This is a genomic window from Sphingomonas sp. Leaf67, assembly GCF_001421965.1.
Taxonomy (GTDB): Bacteria; Pseudomonadota; Alphaproteobacteria; order Sphingomonadales; family Sphingomonadaceae; genus Sphingomonas.
The window spans coordinates 274,207-290,800 of record NZ_LMLP01000012.1 but is presented as its reverse complement, the minus strand read 5'-3'; the positions used below and the strand labels follow the sequence as shown (position 1 = coordinate 290,800).

Sequence of the window (16,594 nt, the reverse complement as noted above, 5' to 3'; positions counted from 1 at the left end):
GGAAGGGGAGTAAGCGACTCAGTTGTTCGTCAGGTTGAGGAACACGTCCTCGAGGTCCGCCTCGCGTGTCACGACGTCGACGATGCCGTACCCTTGCGCCGCGACCGCCGCCAACACCTCACCGGCGTTCGCCACATCCTTGCGATAGGTGATCGCGAGCAGCCGGTCGCCCTTGCGCTCGACCTTCTCGAATACCCCGGCGGCGGGTAGCTCGGCGAGGTCGCGATCGAGCGTCAGTTCGACCGCCTTTTCCTGCGCCATGCCCAGCAATTCGCGGGTCGGCTGGTTGGCGACGACGCGGCCATGGTTGATGATGGCGATGCGGTCGCACAACTGCTCCGCCTCTTCCAGATAGTGGGTCGTCAGCACCACCGTCACGCCGTCGGCATTGAGTTCGCGGACATAGTCCCATAGCTGCTGGCGAAGCTGGATATCGACGCCGGCGGTCGGTTCGTCGAGCACCAGCACCGGCGGCGAATGGACCATCGCCTTGGCCACCATCAATCGCCGCTTCATGCCCCCCGACAGGGTGCGGGCATAGGCATTGGCCTTGTCCTCCAGATGGACGGCGCGCAGCAGGTCCATCGTGCGCCGTTTCGCCTTCGGCACGCCGTACAGGCCGGCCTGGATTTCCAGCGTTTCGGCGGGGGTAAAGAACGGGTCGAACAGGATTTCCTGATTGACGATACCGATCGACGCCTTGGCATTGCGCGGATGCTGGTCGATGTCGAAGCCCCAGATCGACGCCGTGCCGCCGGTCTTGTTGACGAGTCCCGCCAGCGTGTTGATGAGCGTCGACTTGCCCGCGCCATTGGGGCCGAGCAGCCCGAAGATTTGCCCACGCGGCACATCGAACGACACGCCGTCGAGTGCGACCTTGGCCGGTGCCCCGCCCTTTCCGGCAGCATAGGTCTTGCACAGGTCGCGGATCGAGATGGCGGCTTGGGTTTCCATAGGGTCCGCCGATACGCCCGCCCCGGCCCCAAGCCAAGCACCGATCCAACTTGTCGAGCCTTCGCGGCATTGCTATCGCAGGAACCATGCTGCCCCCGCCCGAACTCCTCCGCGTCTCCACCCCTCGCGTCGCCTGCGACGGCTCCGGCGAAATCGCCGCCGCGCTCGGCCACCCGCGCGTGTGGTTGCAGATCGACGACACGGGCTATGTCGATTGCGGCTATTGCGACCGGCGCTTCGTGCTGATCGGTGGTCCGGCCGATGGGGCGGACCAGAGCAAGCTGAAGGATCATGGGGACGGCGCGGGCCGGTAAGGCCGAACGCAGTTCGGACGACCAGCATGGCCCGCCCGGCCGGCGGCGGGCAAGCTCGCCTTTGCCTGCCGACTGACGACGCGGCTTTGCCGCGGCGGTGCTGAACTCCCTCCCGTCTCTCCGAACGTCATTCCAGCGAAGGCTGGGATCTCCCGATGATGACGCGTGACAGGAGCCGCTGAAGGCCCCAGCCTGCGCTGGGGCGAAGGTTTATCCGGTCGCTGACAATACGTTCTTTCGAACGTCCCCGGTCGGACCGGCATAAGCACGCACGTTGAACGGCGTAGCCGCGCAACGCCTTATCCGCCGAGCATTTCGATCCGCTCGTGCTCAGTGCATAGCGCGATCGCGGCTAGCGTTCGCTGTCCCTTCGCCAGCGCTATTACCGTTATCAAACTGCGCACCAAGCTGTCGTCCTGTGCCTCCCGCAGATCGCGCAACGCCAACGGCAATGCAGATTTCCAAGCGGTTTCGTAATCACCAGCGAGTTCGACCGGCATTGGCACACTGCCTCCCGCCAGACGCGCCTCTTCGATCGAAGCAATCAACGCATAGCCGTTCCAATCGGGCAATTCCGCCTGTTCCAGCATCCGCACAATCCCGGGGACGGCGGCATAGGACGCCGAGTTTACCGAGCCTTGATGGTATAGATTGTCCCACAGCTCGCGGACGACCTCAGAAGCCGCGCTTTCATGCCATGCCTCGATCAGTGGACCGGGGTCGAATGGCTCACCATAAGCGTTCAGCAGAACAGTGGTCACATGGCACTCCGCCTATCGATGGTTTCCTGCAATGCCCAAATAGATACGAAGAGTCATCTGGGTCGCTGATGTGCGCCGTGTCGCACGTCCTGCGCATTCTGCGCCAACTCTGTTCCCCCATTCCCCCACGCCACCGCCACCCTATATTCCACCAATGACCCCGACCGATCCCCGCTCGTACCTCTATGCCGGCGACCTCGACCCCGCCGCCGCCCTTCGCGCCACGCAGGAGACGCTGCGACATGCCGAGGATGGCGAACTCTATCTCCAGTATCGCCGATCCGAGGCGTTCGGGTTCGACGACGGCCGGTTGAAGACCGCGTCGTACGACACCCATGCCGGCTTCGGCCTGCGCGCGGTGTCGGGGGAGACGACCGCCTTCGCCCATGCCAACGAACTGTCCGAAGCGGCGATCCGCCGCGCGGGCGAGACGATGGCGCTGATCGATCCGGCCAAGGGGGCCAAGGCACCGCCGCCGCGCGGCAACAACCGGCATCTCTATACCGCCGCCGATCCGCTCGACCTGATCCCCTTCGCTGACAAGGTCGCGCTGTGCCAGTCGATCGACGCCGCCGCCCGTGCGCGCGATCCGCGCGTCTGCCAGGTCTCGGCCAGCCTGCTCGGGTCGTGGACGGTGGTCGAAATCGTCCGTCCCGATGGATTCGTCGCCACCGACGTCCGTCCGCTGGTGCGGATGAACGTGTCGATCGTGGTCGAATCGAACGGACGGCGCGAAACGGGCAGCTACGGCATCGGCGGGCGCTATCTGTACGATTCGCTGTTCGCGCCCGAGACGTGGAACCGTGCGATAGACGTCGCGCTGGCGCAGGCGCTGGTCAATCTGGAGGCGGTCGACGCGCCGGCAGGCGAGATGACGGTGCTGCTCGGCAATGGCTGGCCCGGCATCCTGTTGCACGAGGCGATCGGCCACGGGCTGGAGGGCGATTTCAACCGCAAGGGCACCAGCGCCTTTTCGGGACGGATCGGCGAGCGGGTGGCGGCTCCCGGCGTGACGGTGATCGACGACGGGTCGATCGCCGACCGGCGCGGATCGCTGTCGATCGACGACGAGGGCACACCGACCCAGGAAAATATCCTGATCGAGGATGGCATCCTCAAAGGTTATATCCACGACCGGCTCAACGCGCGGCTGATGGGCGTCGCGCCGACCGGCAACGGCCGGCGGCAGGATTTTTCGCATGCGCCGATGCCGCGCATGACCAACACCTTCCTGTCGGGCGGCAAGGACGATCCGGCCGAGCTGCTGTCGCGGGTGAAGAACGGCATCTTCGCCAAATCCTTCGGCGGCGGGCAGGTCGACATCGTGTCGGGCAAGTTCGTGTTTTCCTGCACCGAAGCCTATCGGGTCGAGAATGGCCGGATCGGTGCCCCGATCAAGGGCGCGACGCTGATCGGCGATGGGCCGGAGGTGCTGAAACAGGTGCGCGGCATCGGCAACGACTTCGCGCTCGACGAAGGCGTCGGCATGTGCGGCAAATCCGGGCAGTCGGTGCCGGCGGGCGTTGGACAGCCGACCTTGCTGATCGACGGGCTGACCGTCGGCGGCACCGCCTGATGGCGCTTGCGGAACTCGGTCGCTTTCCGCGCGTCGAGGCGCAGATTATTGTCGGCCGGCTGACAAGCGAAGGCATCCCGGCAGTGGCGTTCGATGGCGAGGCGAGCATCGGCGACGGCAGCTGGCTGTTGATCCCGGTGCGGGTGATGGTCGATGCCGACGACCTGTCCGATGCCCGCCGGATCATCGATCGTGCTGCCTGAAAAACGGGCAATCGTGCGGCGCTGCACAAATTAACCGCTCGGTAACCATATTGCCAAGCCGCTAACCGGCGTAAAACCAGTAAAATCCTGTTTGGCACGAAGGATGCAGAGCTCCCTCATGAGCAATCATGCGACGAGGGGGCGACATGAAATTAGTCATCGCCATCATCAAGCCATTCAAGCTGGATGAGGTACGCGAAGCACTGACCGAGATCGGCGTCGCGGGCATGACCGTGACCGAGGTCAAGGGATTCGGCCGGCAAAAGGGCCAGACCGAAATCTATCGCGGCGCGGAATACAGCACCAATATGGTGCCCAAGATCAAGATCGAGGTCGTGTGCGACGCCGACATCGCCGCGCGCGTCGTCGAAGCGGTGCAGGCCGCCGCCAACACCGGCGCGATCGGCGATGGCAAGATCTTCGTTCTCGACGTCGGACAGGCGGTGCGGATCCGCACCGGCGAAACCGACCTGACCGCGCTGTGATGGGGGGCATCATGCAACATCCGAAGACATTGATGGCGGGGGCCGCGCTCGGCCTGTTCGCCGCGCTGCCCGCATGGGCGCAGGACGCGGCGCTGCAGGCGCCGGCCGCCGCCGCCGCGCCGGTCGCGACGGTGAACAAGGGCGACACGGCATGGATGATGGTGTCGACCGTCCTCGTGCTGATGATGATCGTCCCCGGCCTCGCGCTGTTCTATGGCGGTCTGACCCGCACCAAGAACATGCTGTCGGTGATGACGCAGATCGGCGCGGTCGCGTCGCTCGCGATGCTGATCTGGGTGATGTACGGCTATTCGCTGGCCTTCGGTCCCGACGTCGCGAACGCGACGCTGTCGGGCTTCATCGCCAGCCCGGGCAAGGCGTTCCTGTCGGGCGTCACCGCCGCGTCGCAGGCGGCGACCTTCACCGTCGGCGTCGAAATCCCCGAATATGTCTTTATCTGCTTCCAGATGACCTTTGCCGCGATCACGATCGCGCTGGTGCTGGGATCGGTGGTCGAACGCATCAAGTTCGCTGCGGTCATGGTCTTCGCCATCGTCTGGCTGACGATCACCTATTTCCCGATCGCGCACATGGTGTGGGCGACCAGCGGCTATTTCTTCAAGGCGGGTGCGCTCGACTTCGCCGGTGGCACCGTCGTCCACATCAACGCCGGCGTATCGTCGCTCGTGCTCGCCATCCTGCTGGGCAAGCGGATCGGGTTCCCGACCGAGCGCATGGCACCGCACTCGCTGACGCTGACCATGGTCGGCACCGGGCTGCTGTGGGTGGGCTGGTTCGGCTTCAACGCCGGCTCGGCGCTCGAAGCCAACGGCACCGCCGGTCTCGCCATGATCAACACCTTCGTCGCCACCGCTTCGGCCGGGGTGTTCTGGATGCTGGCCGAGAAGTTCTCGGGGCATAAGGGTTCGGCGCTCGGCTTCTGCTCGGGCATCATCGCCGGGCTGGTCGCGGTGACGCCGGCTGCCGGCAACTCGGGTCCGTTCGGTGCGATCGTGCTGGGTGCCATTGCCTCGGTCGTCTGCTTCTTCGCGGTGACCGTGCTCAAGCCCAAGCTCGGCTATGACGACTCGCTCGACGCGTTCGGCATCCACGGCGTCGGCGGCATCATCGGCGCGATCGGTACAGCCGTGGTCTATGCCCCGTCGCTGGGCGGTCCGGGTGCGGCCGACTACGACATGGGTGCCAAGCTCGGCGTACAGGTGTTCGCGGTGATCGTGACTATCGTCTGGGCGTCGGTCGGTACCGCGATCGCATGGTTCGTTGCCAAGGCGCTGACCGGTGGCCGGGTCTCGAAAGAAGTCGAACTGGAAGGTCTCGACCTCGGCGAGCATGGCGAGCGCGCCTACAACTACTGAGTTTCTCCTCTTCCGGGCGGCGGCCTAGTCCCCTGCCGTCCGGTCACCACTTTCCTCCTGCGGAAAACCCCTGGGCCGGTGCGGAAACGCATCGGCCCTTTTTTTGTGTTTCATCGGCGGGGGGAAAAAGCAGAAAGGGGTTCACGCGAAGGCGCGAAGACGCGGAGGGGGTGCGCTTGCTGGTGCTGATGCGCGTCAGCGCTACCAGTTCGCCCGCTGGCAGCCTGGAATGTGGCCGCTGGCGCGGGGGACGGTGCAGCAAGCGCAACTCCTCCGCGTCTTCGCGCCTTCGCGTGAACCCGTTTCCTTCCCCTGTTTTGCGGCCTAAAGACGGCGCTTATGACACCCTATCTCGACCTGATGCAGCGCGCCCTAGACCATGGCGTGCCGACCGACGACCGCACCGGAGTCGGCACCCGGTCGGTGTTCGGGCACCAGATGCGCTTCGACCTGTCCGCCGGCTTTCCGGCGCTGACGACCAAAAAACTGCATCTGCGCTCGATCATCATCGAATTGCTGTGGTTCCTGCGCGGCGACACCAATGTGCGGTGGTTGCAGGAGCAGCGGGTGAGCATCTGGGACGAATGGGCCGATGCAAATGGCGATCTCGGCCCGGTTTACGGCAAGCAATGGCGCGACTGGAAGGCGGCGGACGGGCGGCATATCGACCAGATCGCGGAGCTGATCGCGACGATCCGCACCAACCCCGCCTCGCGCCGGCAGATCGTGACCGCGTGGAATCCGGGCGAGGTGCACGCGATGGCGCTGTCGCCCTGCCACTGCCTGTTCCAGACCCATGTCGCCAATGGCAAGCTGTCGTTGCAGCTGTATCAACGTAGCGCCGACATCTTCCTCGGCGTGCCGTTCAATATCGCCAGCTATGCGCTGTTGACCCATATGCTCGCGCAGCAATGCGATTTGGGCGTAGGCGAGTTCATCTGGACCGGCGGCGATTGCCATCTGTACGAAAACCATCTCGATCAGGCGCGCGAGCAGCTGACGCGGACGCCCGGCGCGCTGCCCCGGCTGGAGATCGCGCGGCGGCCCGACGCGATCGACGGCTACGCGCTCGAGGATTTCGTACTGCACGAGTATGTTGCGCAACCGCATATCAAAGCGGCGGTGGCGATATGATCGATGCGATCCTCGCCCGCGCCGACAATGGCGTGATCGGCGTCGACGGCGGGCTCCCTTGGCACCTGCCGGCCGATCTGAAGCGGTTCAAGGCGCTGACGATGGGTCGGGCGATGGTGATGGGCCGCAAGACGTTCGAGAGCTTTCCGTCGCCGCTGCCCGGCCGCCGGCATATCGTGCTGACCCGCTCGCCGGGGTGGCAGGCAGCGGGGGCGGAGGTCGCGCACGATCCCGACGCGGCGCTGGCGCTGGCCGGACCGGATGCCGCAGTGATCGGCGGCGCGGAGATCTTCGCGCTGCTGCTGCCCCGGATCGAGCGGGTCGAAGTGACCGAGGTCCATGCCAGCCCGGCGGGTGACGCGATCGTCCCGCCGTTCACCGGCTGGGTCGAGGCGTGGCGCGAGGAGCACAGTGCCGAGGGAGATCGTCCGGCCTACAGCTTCGTCACATTGCTCCGTCCGGCCCCGACCGCGTAAGGGACAGGTCGGTGCCGAATCCGGCACCGCAGGGGTTAAACGACGGATGCGTAAGGCGGTTTGGTGGGGCGTCGCGTTGCTGGCGGTGCTGGCGGCTGCCTTTTTCGCGCTGGTGCCGGGCATCGTCGAGCGATCGATGAACAAGGTCGAGCCGTCGGCGGCGCTGGCCAAACGGATCGCGACCCCGCCCCGCCCAAGCTTTGCCGGCCCGATCGTCGACCTGCATGCCGACACGCTACTGTGGTCGCGCGATCTGCTGACGCGGGCGACGCGCGGGCAGGTCGACCTGCCGCGATTGCAGGAGGGCAATGTCACGCTCCAGATTTTTTCATCGGTGACGAAGACGCCGCGCGGGCAGAATTACGAGGCCAATGACGGCGACAGCGACAATATCACCCCGCTGGTGATCGCGCAGTTGCAGCCGGTGCGAACCTGGGGGTCGCTGCTCAACCGGTCGCTATGGCATGCCACGCGGCTGCGGCGGGCGGCGCGGGCGTCGGGCGGACAGTTGCGGGTGGTGACCACGCCAGCGGGCCTCGACGCGCTGCTGGCGGCACGCGCGGCCGGCGGGCCGGTGCGGCCGGTCGGGGGGATGCTGTCGGTCGAGGGGCTGAACGGGCTGGAGGGGAATCTCGGCAATCTCGACCGGCTGTATCGCAGCGGGTTCCGGATGGCGGGGCTGACCCATTTCTACGACAATGAGGTCGCCGGATCGATGCACGGCGAGGCGAAGCGCGGGCTGACCTCGTTCGGGCGGCAGGTGGTCGCGCGGATGGAGACGATGGGGATGATCGTCGATGTCGCCCATGCCAGCCATGCCACGCTGGCCGAGGTGCTGGCGGTCGCGCGGCGGCCGGTGGTGTCGAGCCATGGCGGGGTGCAGGCGACGTGCAAAATCAACCGCAACCTGACCGATGCCGAGGTGCGGGGCATCGCCCGGACCGGCGGGATCGTCGGCATCGGCTATTGGCCGGGCGCGGTGTGTTCGACCGATCCGGCCGCGATCGCCCGCGCCATCGTCCATGTCCGCGACGTCGCCGGGATCGATCATGTCGCGCTGGGGTCCGATTTCGACGGGGCGGTGACGACCGGCTTCGACACCGCATGGGTCGGATTGGTTGCCGAGGCGCTGCAAAAGGCGGGGCTGAACCAGGGCGAGATCGACAAGGTGATGGGCGGCAATGCGTTGCGCGTATTGCGCGCCGGCATGCAGCCCCTTTCGCACGAAGCCGCCGGACGCTAGGGGGCGGCGATGCAGCGTCTCGACGGAGGCGCGGCGATTCCGGCGGCGATGCGCGGGGGGATCGTCGCGCTCGGCAATTTCGACGGCTTTCATGCCGGGCACCAGGCGGTGGTCGCCCGCGTCGTCGCACGCGCGCGGGCCGAGGGGCGACCGGCGATCGTCGCGACGTTCGACCCGCATCCGCGCCGGTATTTCCAGCCGCATCTGCCGCCGTTCCGGCTGACCAATCTCGACCAGCGCGAGCGGTTGTTCGCCGCCGCCGGGGCCAATGCGATGCTGGTCTTCGCCTTCGATGCGGCGCTGGCCGGGTTGTCGGCGGAGGCGTTCGCGGTCGAACGGCTGGCGGCGATGGTGGGGGCGGCCGGGGTGGTGACCGGCACCGACTTCACCTTTGGCAAAGGGCGCGGCGGTGACGTCGGCGTGCTGAAGGCGCTGGGCTACGCCCAAGGCTTCACCGCCGAAACGGTCGCGCCGGTCGGTGACGGACAGGCGGTGGTGTCGTCGTCGCGCATCCGCGATTGCTTGCGCGAAGGGCGTCCGCGCGAGGCGGCGGCGATGCTGACCCGGCCGTTCGCGGTCGAGGGGAGGGTCGAGCCGGGTGCGCAGCTGGGGCGGCAACTTGGCTATCCGACCGCCAACCTGTCGATGGGCAAGTATCTGCGCCCGGCCTATGGCATCTATGCGGTGACCGGGCGGCTGCCCGATGGACGGGTGCTGAAGGGCGCGGCGAATCTGGGTATCCGGCCGACGATCGCGGGCGAACCGATCGAATTGCTGGAGCCGTATTTCTTTGATTTCTTGGGCGATCTGTACGGTCAGACGATCGAGGTCGCGTTGATCGACTATCTGCGGGCGGAGGCGAAGTTCGAGTCGCTCGATGCGTTGAAGGTGCAGATGGCGCTGGATTGCGAGCGCGCGCGGGCGGTGCTGGGGTAGCGGCGGAAGTTGGCGAAGGTGACACGGTTCTTGGTATCGTTCGGGCTGTTCGTTTTTGTGTTTTCAATGGCTTAGTGAGTCGAATCGTTACCTTCGGGCGCGGAAGTTGGTGCCGGTGGCGTTTGGAAGAAGAGATTGGTTCACGCGAAGGCGCGGAGACGCGAAGGTGTTGCGTTCCGGGTGAGGGCATCCGCGCCAGCGGCCTCGATCGGCGTTGCAGCGGACGCAGCGTCTTCCGATCGCGGGCGACCACCCGGAACGAAACCTCCTCCGCGCCTTCGCGCCTTCGCGTGAACCATTTTTCTTCTGCACTTTCGAACCCGGTGCAGCGGGGATCGACGATGCAAAGAAGCCACCATCCTGACCGGTCGGTCGCGTGTAGGAAAGCGCCGCTATCGCCGCGACAGGAGCCGCTGGCGTAGCGGCGCGGCTTGGGCTAATCGCGGGCATTCCTATGACCGATACGCCCGAACCCACGCGCGACTGGCGCGACACCGTCTTCCTGCCGAAGACCGACTTCCCGATGAAGGCCGGCCTTGCCGCCAAGGAACCGGCGATCCTCGATCGCTGGGCGAAGATCGGGCTGTACGAGCGGCTGCGCGCCGAGCGGGCGGGACGCGAGCGGTTCCTGCTGCATGACGGCCCGCCCTACGCCAATGGCGACATCCATATGGGCCATGCGATGAACAAGGTGCTGAAGGACATCGTCGTCCGCACCCAGTCGCTGATGGGCAAGGATGCGCCGTACATCCCGGGATGGGACTGTCACGGCCTGCCGATCGAATGGAAGATCGAGGAAGCCTATCGCGCCAAGAAGCGCAACAAGGACGAGGTCCCCCCGGCCGAGTTCCGCGCCGAATGCCGCGCCTATGCCGCCAAATGGGTCGAGGTGCAGAAGGGCCAGTTCCAGCGGCTGGGCATCATGGGCGACTGGGACGACCCGTACCTCACCATGAAGTTCGACGCCGAGGCGACCATCGCCGAGGAATTGTTGAAGTTCGCCATGTCCGGCCAGCTGTATCGCGGGGCCAAGCCGGTGATGTGGTCGCCGGTCGAAAAGACCGCGCTGGCCGAGGCCGAGGTCGAATATGAGGATGTCGTGTCGACGCAGATCGACGTGGCGTTCGAGATCGTCGACGCGCCGAATGCGCCGGAGCTGGTCGGCGCACATGCGGTGATCTGGACGACGACGCCGTGGACGATTCCGGTCAATCAGGCTTTGGCCTATGGGCCGGAGGTCAAGTATTCGGCCGTTCGTGCCGGCGATCGAGTGTACGTGCTGGCTACGGAATTGATTGCGTCGGCTCTGGGCCGATATGGCAGTAGCCCATGGCTTTCGAACGGTTCCGGCTGGACGATCGTTTGGTCAGGTAAAGGCTCCGACCTTGCCGGCGCGACCGCTCGCCACCCGATGCACACAAGCGGCGGCTTCTTTGCAAAACCCCGCCCTTTCCTGCCGGGCGACTTCGTAACTACCGATGCCGGTACCGGTCTAGTTCACATGGCACCCGATCATGGCGAGGACGATTTCGAGCTGTGCAAGCGCCACGGCATTGAGCCGGTGTTCGCGGTGCAGGGCGATGGGCGGTATCGCGACGACTGGGCGTGGCTGGGCGGTGAAGGCAGCGTCATCAACCCGAAATTCGTCGCCGCCGGGCGGGGCGGCAAGCTGGAGGAAGGGCCGATCTGTCGCGACCTGCGCTTGAGCGGCGCGCTGCTGGCGGCGTCGGATGACTTTGCGCATAGCTATCCGCATAGCTGGCGGTCGAAGGCGAAGGTCATTTTCCGCGCGACGCCGCAGTGGTTTATCCCGATGGACCGCAGCGCGAACAGTGACCTGCCGGGGGCAGGTCGCAGCGCGAAGGTCGGCGCTGGAACAGCGCCGTCGGCCAGTGGCGATCCGCTGCTGGATGTAACGAACCTTTCCGCACTTCCCCTCTCCCCGGCCCTCTCCCCTGGAGGGGAGAGGGAGAGCAACGGCGCCACGCTTCGCGAAATCGCGATGGACGCGATCGAGCGGACGAGGTTCGTGCCGGAGAAGGGGCGCAACCGGATCGGGGCGATGGTGTCGGGGCGGCCCGACTGGGTCATCAGCCGCCAACGGGCGTGGGGCGTGCCGATCGCGCTGTACGTCAACCGCGTGACCGGCGACTATCTGCGCGACGAAGCGGTGAACGACCGCATCCTGACCGCGTTTCGCGAGGGCGGGGCCGATGCGTGGTATGCGGCCGATCATCAGGCGCTGCTGGGGCCGGACCATGCCCTCGCCGATTATGAGGTCGTGACCGACATTCTCGACGTGTGGTTCGATTCGGGCTGCACCCATGTCTTCACCATCGAGAAGCGATTCGGGGCGGGCACCCGCGCGAACCTGTATCTCGAAGGGTCGGACCAGCATCGCGGCTGGTTCCAGTCGTCGCTGCTCGAAAGCTGCGGGACGCGCGGACACGCGCCGTATGACGCGGTGCTGACCCACGGCTTCGCGCTGGACGGCAATGGCCGGAAAATGTCGAAATCGCTCGGCAATGTCGTCGATCCGTTAAAGGTGATCGGCGAGTCGGGCGCGGACATCCTGCGGCTGTGGGTCGCGCAGACCGATTATTTCGAGGATGTGCGGATCGGCAAGGAAGTGCTGGCCGGCACCGGCGATACCTATCGCAAGCTGCGCAATACCTTCCGCTACATGCTGGGCGCGCTCGACGGGTTTAGCGAGGACGAGCGGGTGCCGGTGGCGGAGATGCCGGGGCTGGAACGCTATGTCCTGCACCTGCTGGGGCAGTTGGACACCGAGTTGCGCAGTGCGGCGGAAGCGTTCGAGTTCAATCGCTATGCCCGCGCGCTGACCGATTTCGCGAACGAGGATCTGTCGGCGTTCTTCTTCGATATCCGCAAGGATTCGCTCTATTGCGACGCGCCCGACGACGTGCGGCGGCGGGCGTACCGGACGGTGCTCGACATACTGTTCCACGCGCTGGTCCGCTATGCCGCGCCGATCCTCGCGTTCACCGCCGAAGAGGTGTGGCAGGCGCGGTTCCCGAGCGAGGACGGGTCGGTGCATCTGCTTGAATGGCCCGAAATGCCGCCGCTGCCCGCCGATCAGCCGCTCGGCACCGAATGGGCCGATGTCCGCCGGCTGCGCCAGCAGGTCACCGAGGCGATCGAGCCGTTGCGCCGCGCGAAGACAGTGCGGTCGAGTCTGGAGGCGGAGGTGATCGTGCCGGCGCTGCCCCTGCCGGCCGACGAGCTGGCCGAGCTATTCATCGTGGCGAAGGTCGCGGCAGGCGATGGCGAGATCGCGGTGACCCGGACCGAAGAAGCGAAGTGTGGACGCTGCTGGCGGCATTTGCCCGACGTGGCGACCGACGGCGACCTGTGCGGGCGCTGTGCAGCGGTGGTGGCGTGATGCGCAAGGTCGCGATCGTCATCGCGCTGGCCGTCTTCGCGTTCGACCAACTCGTGAAATACTGGGTCACCGGGCCGATGGGCATCGACTATCCGGGTGCCGAGCTGAACGTGCTGCCGATCTTCACGCTGCGCTTCGTGCAGAATTTCGGCGTCTCGCTGGGGCTGTTGCAGGCGGGCAGCGATACCGCGCGCTGGGCGCTGGTGGCGATGACCGCGCTGATCGCGACCGGTGTGGCGGTGTGGATCCGGCGCGAGACGCAGAAGCCCGAGTTGATCGGGCTGGGGCTGGTCCTCGGCGGGGCGCTGGGCAATATCGTCGACCGCATCCGGTTCGGCTATGTCGTCGATTATGCCGACCTGCACGTTTTCGGGTACAGCCTGTTCATGGTATTCAACCTCGCCGATGCGGCGATTTCGATCGGCGTCGTGATCCTGCTCATCCGGGCATTGTTCACCCGAGAGCCGAAAACCGACGTTCCTGTGGAGAAGGCCAATGCGTAAGTTCATCGTTCTCGGCAGCCTGGGCCTGATCCTTGCCGGGTGTCAGGGCAATGCCCTCAACCGGACGCGCCCCGACGAATTCGCGGTCGCGCGGCAGGCACCGCTGGTGATCCCGCCCGATTATTCGCTGGTGCCGCCGCAGCCGGGCGCCGCGCGTCCGCAGGACACCGCCGCGTCGACACAGGCGATGCAGGCGCTGTTCGGCGGCCCGGCCCCGCGCAGCGCCACCGAGCGGCTGACGCTGGAGCAGGCGGGCAATGCCGACGCCGATACCGGCATCCGTTCGGCCGTGGCCGATCCCGGCACCAACGTCGTCGACAAGGGGTCGACGACCCGCGACATCATCGCTGCCCCTGCCGGCGACGGACAGAGCGCGCGGACGACCACGCCGTAAGGGTTGCGGGTTCGCACAAGTGAAAAGGCCGGTCGCCCTGTCGGGCGGCCGGCCTTTTTCTGTTTGCGTGACCTTGGGCCATGGGTCTTGCCCCCCATTCCCTATCCGTTTGCTTCGAGCGCAGGTTCGGGCTTGCCGAGAACCGAAGTCGAGAAGGCAGTGCCCCGAACGGGGCGTTCTCGACAGACGCTTCTCGACAAGCTCGAAGCTGCTCGAACCGAACGGATTGGGTGCCCCCTCCCCGTTCGTGCTGAGTAGGGGCTGAGCTTGTCGAAGACGCGTATCGAAGCACCCGCGGGGCGGCTCCTTCGATACGCATTTCGACTTCGCTCAATGGCTACTCAGGACGAACGGGCGGATTCACGCCGTCCGATCAGAACGCCGCGGTCAGCGAAACCACCACCGTGCTGGCGGCGATCGGGCTGCCGTTCGTGGTCTTGCTGAAGTTCGGCTGGATATAGGCCGATTCGGCGCGCGAGATGTCGGTGTCGACATAGGCGACGCCCAGCGTCAGGTTCTTGTAGGTATAGTCGGCGCCGACCAGCCAGTCCCAGTATTTGCCGGTCGGGGCAAGGCTGGTGCCGTTGGGGCCAAGGCCGGGGTTGCCGTCCGAATAGCCGATATGCGCCTTCAGCGTGACCGGCGTCGACGGCACGCCGGCGGCGGCGTCGCCCGAGAGGTACAGGTTCTTCTGACGGCTGCCGTCACCGTCGACCGGCGGCGTGAGGGAGGCGGTGAAGTACCCTAGCGAGGTCTGCTTGGGGGCGTAGAAGACGCCTGCGGTCAGCGTGGCGGGACCGGCGGTGCCCGACAGCTTGCCATAGAATTCGACGACGTCGGTTTCGTCGGCACCGCCCGGATAGGTGTACCAGGTGACGCCGGCATCGACGGTCGCGGTGCCGAAGGTCTTCTTGTAGCCCGCGATCAGATCGAGTTCGAGGTTCGCGCCGCCGAACGTGCCCCAGCCGGCGAGGTTCGAACCCCAGGTGCCGATGTAGACGCCGCTGTCATGGGCGATGGTGATGCCGCCCTGAACGGCGACGTTCTTGTCGCTCTGCGAGACGCCGCGAAAGCGATAGTCGGAGGTGACGCCGGCGCTGCCGCTGATCGTGATCGGTGCGGGCGGCGCGGTTTCTTCCTGCGCCATGGCGGGCATCGCGGTGGTGGCGGCCAGGATGGCGGCCGGGAGAATGATCGAGAATCGCATCGTAAACCCTTTCTAGGTTCCGTGGTGATTCTCCTGCGTTCGAACGTCGCCGCGATTCGGTGGGCCTGCTGGCCCGTGCGGTCTGATGCTCTGCGATCGAATATGTCCTAGCGTACCGCGCCGCACAATCGGAATTGCGCACAGGCCAGATACGACGCGCCCGCTGTTGCGCGATCGCAACAGCGGGCGGTTGAGGAACGCTCGTTCGGGGACGAGTTTCGATGCTTACGCGCGGATGGCGAGGATCGCGTCGATCTCCACCACGGCACCCAGCGGCAGGACCGGCACGCCGACCGCGCTGCGGGCGTGACGGCCGGCGTCGCCGAACAGTTCGACCATCAGTTCGGATGCGCCGTTGGCGACCTTTGGCTGGTCGGTGAAACTGCCCGCCGAATTGACGAACACGCCGAGCTTCACGACGCGTTCGATGCGGTCGAGGCTGCCCAGCGCCTTTTCGGCCTGGGCGAGGATCATCAGTGCGCACTTCTGCGCGGCGCTGGTCGCATAGGCGAGGTCGCGGTCCTCGCCGGCGCGGCCGGTCATCAGATTGCCGTCCTCGAACGGCAGCTGGCCCGAGAGGTGGAGCAGCCCGCCGGCCTCGACCGCCGGAACATAGGCGGCGACCGGGGCGGCGGCGGCGGGGAGCGAAAGGCCGCGTTCGGCCAGCTTTGCGGGGATGTCATATGCCATGGATGCGTTCCTTTCGTTGATCGGGGGCGAGGTCAAGCCTGTGCCGGGCGTCCTTCGGCAAACCGTGCCTCGATCCAGCCCCTGGACTCCACCCAGTCGTCGATGCGGGCATGGGCGGCGGGGGCCGGCGGGACATGGACGGCGAGGTCGGGTTCGGACACCATGTGCAGGCGGAACACGTCCGGCGCGGTGTCGGCGACCGATTGATGATGCACGGCGAGGTCGTCGACGAACACGGTGACGCTGGGATCATATTCCGCGACCAGCCGCGCGACCGGGGGGCCCTTGCCGCCCTGATTGCATTCGACGCGGTGGACGATGCCGTGCGTTGCCAGCTGATCGATGCGGTGGGTGCGGCAATGATCCTGCAAGTTGGTCAAGACGACGATGTCCGCCTGTTCGGCGAGCACCGCCAGCGCTTCGCGGGCATGCGGTACCAGCGTCTGGCGCGCCATCTCGCCGGGGAAGAACCCGTCGAGCATTCCCCACATCTCCAACGGTTCGAGCGTCGTACCGTCGGCGCGGGTCATGGATTCGGCGAAGCCGCCCCCGTGCAGGCGGAAATCGATCGCGTGCGCATCCTTCAGCCAAGTGCCGAAATGGCGAACCATGTGCAGCAGGACTTCGTCGCAATCGGTGATGAGCAGCGGTTTCATGCGGTCTCCAGTTCGGCGCGGGCCTGCACCAACGCCGCGGGCGGCACATTCAGCGCATCGGCACAGGCCAGCAGATCGGGTTCATGGGATTCGAGATGGGCGACGACCTGCACCAGAAACGACGGCTCACCGGCCCGCGCGCGCAGATCGGCGGGGTCGATGCCGGTCAGCGCGAGGAAGCGCGAGGCACGGGTCGCATCGCCGATCACCCAGCCAAGTGCTTGTAACGCCAAGGTTGCCGCGTCTTGATTTGTCTCGCGCTGTCGCATCGCTTACACCGTCG

Annotated in this window: 18 protein-coding genes; 12 read left to right on the top strand and 6 right to left on the bottom strand. The window is 66.1% G+C overall.

All coding sequences use genetic code 11. The annotated features are described in order from the left end of the window. Positions 1-18 precede the first annotated feature (18 nt). Positions 19-954 carry an ABC transporter ATP-binding protein gene (locus ASE90_RS09050; protein ID WP_055999036.1) on the bottom strand — a complete coding sequence of 312 codons (936 nt, stop codon included), beginning with the start codon at positions 952-954 and terminating at the stop codon, positions 19-21. Between the two features lie 86 nt (positions 955-1,040). On the opposite strand from ASE90_RS09050, the gene ASE90_RS09045 reads away from it, so the two are divergent. Continuing rightward, complete coding sequence (locus ASE90_RS09045; RefSeq protein ID WP_055999033.1) at positions 1,041-1,268, top strand: zinc-finger domain-containing protein; 228 nt, start codon at positions 1,041-1,043, stop codon at positions 1,266-1,268. A 299-nt stretch (positions 1,269-1,567) separates the two neighbouring features. Here ASE90_RS09045 and ASE90_RS09040 read toward each other — a convergent pair whose 3' ends face one another. Further along, positions 1,568-2,029 (bottom strand): hypothetical protein, encoded by a 462-nt coding sequence (locus tag ASE90_RS09040; RefSeq protein ID WP_055999030.1) that lies wholly within the window; start codon positions 2,027-2,029, stop codon positions 1,568-1,570. A 154-nt stretch (positions 2,030-2,183) separates the two neighbouring features. On the opposite strand from ASE90_RS09040, the gene tldD reads away from it, so the two are divergent. From tldD to ASE90_RS08985, 11 genes are all read left to right on the top strand, one after another. Next, positions 2,184-3,605 (top strand): metalloprotease TldD, encoded by a 1,422-nt coding sequence (gene tldD / locus ASE90_RS09035; protein WP_055999027.1) that lies wholly within the window; start codon positions 2,184-2,186, stop codon positions 3,603-3,605. Continuing rightward, complete coding sequence (locus ASE90_RS09030; RefSeq protein WP_055999024.1) at positions 3,605-3,808, top strand: DUF2007 domain-containing protein; 204 nt, start codon at positions 3,605-3,607, stop codon at positions 3,806-3,808. Before tldD ends, ASE90_RS09030 begins: the two co-directional genes overlap by 1 nt. Positions 3,809-3,954: 146 nt before the next feature. Then, on the top strand, positions 3,955-4,293 hold the full coding sequence (locus ASE90_RS09025; protein ID WP_055999021.1) for a P-II family nitrogen regulator: 339 nt from the start codon (positions 3,955-3,957) through the stop codon (positions 4,291-4,293). A gap of 11 nt (positions 4,294-4,304) precedes the next feature. Beyond that, positions 4,305-5,669 (top strand): ammonium transporter, encoded by a 1,365-nt coding sequence (locus ASE90_RS09020; RefSeq protein ID WP_055999264.1) that lies wholly within the window; start codon positions 4,305-4,307, stop codon positions 5,667-5,669. 339 nt (positions 5,670-6,008) lie between these two features. Then, a complete protein-coding gene (locus ASE90_RS09015; RefSeq protein WP_055999017.1) occupies positions 6,009-6,803 on the top strand; it encodes a thymidylate synthase in 795 nt (264 codons plus the stop codon). Then, positions 6,800-7,279 (top strand): dihydrofolate reductase, encoded by a 480-nt coding sequence (locus tag ASE90_RS09010; RefSeq protein WP_055999015.1) that lies wholly within the window; start codon positions 6,800-6,802, stop codon positions 7,277-7,279. Before ASE90_RS09015 ends, ASE90_RS09010 begins: the two co-directional genes overlap by 4 nt. A 46-nt stretch (positions 7,280-7,325) precedes the next feature. Further along, positions 7,326-8,522 carry a dipeptidase gene (locus tag ASE90_RS09005; protein WP_055999012.1) on the top strand — a complete coding sequence of 399 codons (1,197 nt, stop codon included), beginning with the start codon at positions 7,326-7,328 and terminating at the stop codon, positions 8,520-8,522. A 9-nt stretch (positions 8,523-8,531) separates the two neighbouring features. Further along, complete coding sequence (locus ASE90_RS09000; protein ID WP_055999010.1) at positions 8,532-9,458, top strand: bifunctional riboflavin kinase/FAD synthetase; 927 nt, start codon at positions 8,532-8,534, stop codon at positions 9,456-9,458. 454 nt (positions 9,459-9,912) lie between these two features. Beyond that, positions 9,913-12,861 carry an isoleucine--tRNA ligase gene (ileS, locus tag ASE90_RS08995; RefSeq protein ID WP_055999007.1) on the top strand — a complete coding sequence of 983 codons (2,949 nt, stop codon included), beginning with the start codon at positions 9,913-9,915 and terminating at the stop codon, positions 12,859-12,861. After that, the gene (gene lspA, locus ASE90_RS08990) at positions 12,831-13,364 is read left to right on the top strand and encodes a signal peptidase II (protein ID WP_321163779.1); all 534 of its coding nucleotides are present in this window, start codon (positions 12,831-12,833) and stop codon (positions 13,362-13,364) included. The genes ileS and lspA overlap by 31 nt, the downstream gene beginning before the upstream one ends. Further along, positions 13,357-13,758 carry a DUF3035 domain-containing protein gene (locus tag ASE90_RS08985; RefSeq protein WP_055999004.1) on the top strand — a complete coding sequence of 134 codons (402 nt, stop codon included), beginning with the start codon at positions 13,357-13,359 and terminating at the stop codon, positions 13,756-13,758. Before lspA ends, ASE90_RS08985 begins: the two co-directional genes overlap by 8 nt. A gap of 373 nt (positions 13,759-14,131) precedes the next feature. Here ASE90_RS08985 and ASE90_RS08980 read toward each other — a convergent pair whose 3' ends face one another. From ASE90_RS08980 to ASE90_RS08965, 4 genes are all read right to left on the bottom strand, one after another. Then, positions 14,132-14,965, bottom strand: a complete 834-nt coding sequence (locus tag ASE90_RS08980; protein ID WP_055999001.1) for a TorF family putative porin — start codon at positions 14,963-14,965, stop codon at positions 14,132-14,134. A 225-nt stretch (positions 14,966-15,190) separates the two neighbouring features. Then, on the bottom strand, positions 15,191-15,655 hold the full coding sequence (locus tag ASE90_RS08975; RefSeq protein WP_055998998.1) for a RidA family protein: 465 nt from the start codon (positions 15,653-15,655) through the stop codon (positions 15,191-15,193). A 32-nt stretch (positions 15,656-15,687) separates the two neighbouring features. Then, a complete protein-coding gene (locus ASE90_RS08970; RefSeq protein ID WP_055998995.1) occupies positions 15,688-16,311 on the bottom strand; it encodes a hypothetical protein in 624 nt (207 codons plus the stop codon). Continuing rightward, positions 16,308-16,580, bottom strand: coding sequence for a DUF3572 domain-containing protein (locus ASE90_RS08965; RefSeq protein ID WP_055998992.1), 273 nt, complete (start codon positions 16,578-16,580; stop codon positions 16,308-16,310). Before ASE90_RS08965 ends, ASE90_RS08970 begins: the two co-directional genes overlap by 4 nt. Positions 16,581-16,594 lie beyond the last annotated feature (14 nt).

Bases quoted from the DNA above. Each gene is read 5' to 3' on its own strand.
- tldD (WP_055999027.1), top strand. From the start codon at position 2,184: ATGACCCCGACCGATCCCCGCTCGTACCTCTATGCCGGCGACCTCGAC.
- ASE90_RS09050 (WP_055999036.1), bottom strand. From the start codon at position 954: ATGGAAACCCAAGCCGCCATCTCGATCCGCGACCTGTGCAAGACCTAT.
- ASE90_RS09000 (WP_055999010.1), top strand. From the start codon at position 8,532: ATGCAGCGTCTCGACGGAGGCGCGGCGATTCCGGCGGCGATGCGCGGG.
- ASE90_RS09005 (WP_055999012.1), top strand. From the start codon at position 7,326: ATGCGTAAGGCGGTTTGGTGGGGCGTCGCGTTGCTGGCGGTGCTGGCG.
- ASE90_RS09045 (WP_055999033.1), top strand. From the start codon at position 1,041: ATGCTGCCCCCGCCCGAACTCCTCCGCGTCTCCACCCCTCGCGTCGCC.
- ileS (WP_055999007.1), top strand. From the start codon at position 9,913: ATGACCGATACGCCCGAACCCACGCGCGACTGGCGCGACACCGTCTTC.
- ASE90_RS08965 (WP_055998992.1), bottom strand. From the start codon at position 16,580: ATGCGACAGCGCGAGACAAATCAAGACGCGGCAACCTTGGCGTTACAA.
- ASE90_RS09010 (WP_055999015.1), top strand. From the start codon at position 6,800: ATGATCGATGCGATCCTCGCCCGCGCCGACAATGGCGTGATCGGCGTC.
- ASE90_RS09020 (WP_055999264.1), top strand. From the start codon at position 4,305: ATGCAACATCCGAAGACATTGATGGCGGGGGCCGCGCTCGGCCTGTTC.
- ASE90_RS08970 (WP_055998995.1), bottom strand. From the start codon at position 16,311: ATGAAACCGCTGCTCATCACCGATTGCGACGAAGTCCTGCTGCACATG.
- ASE90_RS09025 (WP_055999021.1), top strand. From the start codon at position 3,955: ATGAAATTAGTCATCGCCATCATCAAGCCATTCAAGCTGGATGAGGTA.
- ASE90_RS09030 (WP_055999024.1), top strand. From the start codon at position 3,605: ATGGCGCTTGCGGAACTCGGTCGCTTTCCGCGCGTCGAGGCGCAGATT.
- ASE90_RS09015 (WP_055999017.1), top strand. From the start codon at position 6,009: ATGACACCCTATCTCGACCTGATGCAGCGCGCCCTAGACCATGGCGTG.
- ASE90_RS08975 (WP_055998998.1), bottom strand. From the start codon at position 15,655: ATGGCATATGACATCCCCGCAAAGCTGGCCGAACGCGGCCTTTCGCTC.
- ASE90_RS08980 (WP_055999001.1), bottom strand. From the start codon at position 14,965: ATGCGATTCTCGATCATTCTCCCGGCCGCCATCCTGGCCGCCACCACC.
- ASE90_RS08985 (WP_055999004.1), top strand. From the start codon at position 13,357: ATGCGTAAGTTCATCGTTCTCGGCAGCCTGGGCCTGATCCTTGCCGGG.